This is a genomic window from Methyloceanibacter sp. (assembly GCF_041573655.1).
Classification (GTDB): Bacteria; Pseudomonadota; Alphaproteobacteria; order Rhizobiales; family Methyloligellaceae; genus Methyloceanibacter.
Map to the genome: position 1 here is coordinate 1 of NZ_JBFFQD010000098.1, position 2619 is coordinate 2619.

A 2619-nucleotide genomic window follows, 5' to 3' on the forward strand; every position below is an offset into this window, starting at 1 on the left:
ACGACGATCATACAGGGTGTTTTCACGCTAGTCGGGATCGATTACTTGCGCGGTCATCTCGATCGCCACCCGGCACGTACGGAGCTGCGGGCGACACTTGAACTGGGCGTGTTCGTGATGTGGCTTTTTCTCGCGACCGTGACCGAGGTATGGGCTTGGGCGCTTCTCTATGTGGGGCTGGGTGCGATCGAGACCTTGGAGACGGCGGTCTACTTCTCGACCGTGACGTTCACCACGCTCGGCTTCGGCGACATCACGCTCGACGAGGACTGGCGGCTTCTGTCCTCGTTCGAGGCCGCGAATGGCCTTTTGATGTTCGGCTGGTCCACGGCCCTCGTCTTTGCCGCGGTGCAATGGGTCTACGACAGCCTCAAGCACGGCGATGACGGCTAGAAGAAGCGTTCGCGGACGTAAATAGTGTCGCCGGGCTGGACGGGTGCTGCTGGAGTCTGGCACGGGCATCTGCTTCTTCGACGCCATTCGGCGAACAAACAAAAATGCCCGTGTCGTCTATTTCCGCCGCGATCGTCTCGATACGATCGGCGCATCGAACTACCTGGTCAAGCTGGAGCAGCACCTTTCCCGCGCGTGCGATCTCGTACTTGTGAATTCACCGCGCATGGCGGAGCATCTGCCCGCCGGCGGCAAGCTCGCCTTCGCGCCGCAAGCGATCGACAAGCCGGCCTTCGACGGGTGCACCGTCTCGCCATACCCGCGTAGCAGCCGCAACGCCGTCGCAGTGGGAAACATGCTGTTCGACAGCGTGGCCATATCGGCCATGGCGCGCCACAGCCCCGAGGTCATGTTCCACCTGTTCGGAAACGGCATGTCTGGGGACTACCCGTCCAACGTAAAGGTCTATGGCGAGCGGCCTTTCGCAGACATTATTCCCTACATCAAGTTCGCGGATTTCGGGATCGCGCCCTATCCCATGACGGAACGGGAGCTTTATCTCGCCCAGTCCAGTCTGAAGCTGCTCCAGTATTCCTATTGCTTATTGCCCATCGTGGCCCCTGATCTCCTGGCTGGCGCTCGGGACAATGTCATTCCTTACGACCAAGCGGGTGAGGGCGACTGGAAGGGCGTCGTCGAACGTGCGCTCATCGCGGCTCGAGATCCGGCGTGGCGCGACGGCATCCTGTCGTGGGACGAGTCCGCCGCGCGGATCGAAGCGGAACTTCCGCGCCCGGCGGCGAGCTCTGCCGGTTCTCCTGCGGCGCGATCCCTCCCGGGCGCCGCGGGGTGGAAGGCTCAGAGCCAGTCCATCGGCTCCTGAGTCACTTCATGACATGAAATGGTGGGCTGCGCGGTGTAGGATCGCCGACCAGACAACTGGACCGGCAGCCAATGCCGGCACGCTGCGAGCCACAAATGGCTGGGTTTTGCGTTCACACGCGTCCGAGGGAGGACGCTTCTGGGGGAGGGCAACGGCGTGGACGAAGTAGAGAGGATCATCTCGCGACTTAACGGGATCGACCCCGCGCGTCCCTATTTTGATCCGCTTGCCGCGGAAGAGGCGCTGCGGCAGCATGGCCGGCTCATCGGCTTTCGGGACATGTCCTTTACCTGGGCCATGGGACCGCAGCAGGCCAATAGCGAATTGGCGGGCATCGATTTTGAAAGTCCCGATGCCAGCCGCTGGCATATGACGATGCAGGCGTTGCGCGATCAGGCGGAGGTCGAGCTTCAGCGCGACAAGGCGATGTGGTCGGCCTATCTGAAGGCGCGCGAAGAAGCCGAGACGCGGCTCGCCGACGCACTCCATCTGGAGGCGTTCCGCATCACACTGATCAATCTCGTGTCTGGCGAGGCCGGTGAGGTAAGCAACAGCGTGGCATGTCTTGCATCGACCGCGATGCGCGAAGCGATCGCCGGAAACAGCGTCGAGAACGAGAGCCTCCAGCACTTGAACGACGTCTATATGCCCTTCGTGGACGCCCTGTTGGCAGGGCTCGGCTCGTTTTGGATTGTCGACGAACGGTTCGTTTGCCTGCCGTTGCCGCGGCTTGCGCTGGAGGAGGGGCAATTGGTGAGCGACGGGCGCCCCGCCGCTGTTTGGCCCAATGGTGAGGCCTACGCCAATGGAGACGAAGGGCTCATTCCTGTTCTACAATCCGCGGAGTGGTGAGTTGCGGCGCCACATGGCGCGCAACTCCTCTGCGGCTTAGTGATGGGAGGCAGACATGCGCGAACATCATAATGCGATCGGTTTGGCGGCGGGCCTTATTGGCGTGCTGCTCATCAGCGTGACGGCACCCGCGCTCGCGGCCAAGATCAAATGCCAGGGCATCTTTCAAGTCATGAAGCACGGTCTTCTCTCGACGCCTTATTGTCAGGATCAAGAGATCGCGCGCGTGGCGCGGAGCTATGGCTGGAAGGTGACTGTGGCGCAGGTGCGCAACGACCCGTTGAAGAAGGTCTACATTTGCCAGGCCCTCGGCAACGATAACCGGCTCAAGGGCGCGTGTGGTGCTTATTCGTCCAGGCGGTACCGGTAGGCTGCAGCGAACATCAACCAATCTGCTTCTAAGCGGTCTTGGCTGCCTCGGCCGCTTTGGGCAGGGCGTGGGCTTCCTTCCCGTCCTCAAGATAGAAACTGCGGACGGTACGCAGGCCTTC

4 protein-coding genes are annotated in these 2619 nt (G+C 61.8%); all 4 read left to right on the forward strand.

What is annotated here, in order from left to right; translation table 11 throughout:
- Positions 1-393 (forward strand): potassium channel family protein (locus ABY454_RS12250; protein WP_372931048.1); only part of this gene is annotated, 393 nt, incomplete at its 5' end.
- Between the two features lie 43 nt (positions 394-436).
- Positions 437-1276, forward strand: a complete 840-nt coding sequence (locus ABY454_RS12255) for a hypothetical protein (protein WP_372931050.1) — start codon at positions 437-439, stop codon at positions 1274-1276.
- A 156-nt stretch (positions 1277-1432) separates the two neighbouring features.
- On the forward strand, positions 1433-2128 hold the full coding sequence (locus tag ABY454_RS12260) for a hypothetical protein (RefSeq protein WP_372931052.1): 696 nt from the start codon (positions 1433-1435) through the stop codon (positions 2126-2128).
- Positions 2129-2183: 55 nt separating this feature from the next.
- Complete coding sequence (locus ABY454_RS12265; protein ID WP_372931053.1) at positions 2184-2498, forward strand: hypothetical protein; 315 nt, start codon at positions 2184-2186, stop codon at positions 2496-2498.
- The last annotated feature ends 121 nt before the right edge of the window (positions 2499-2619 follow it).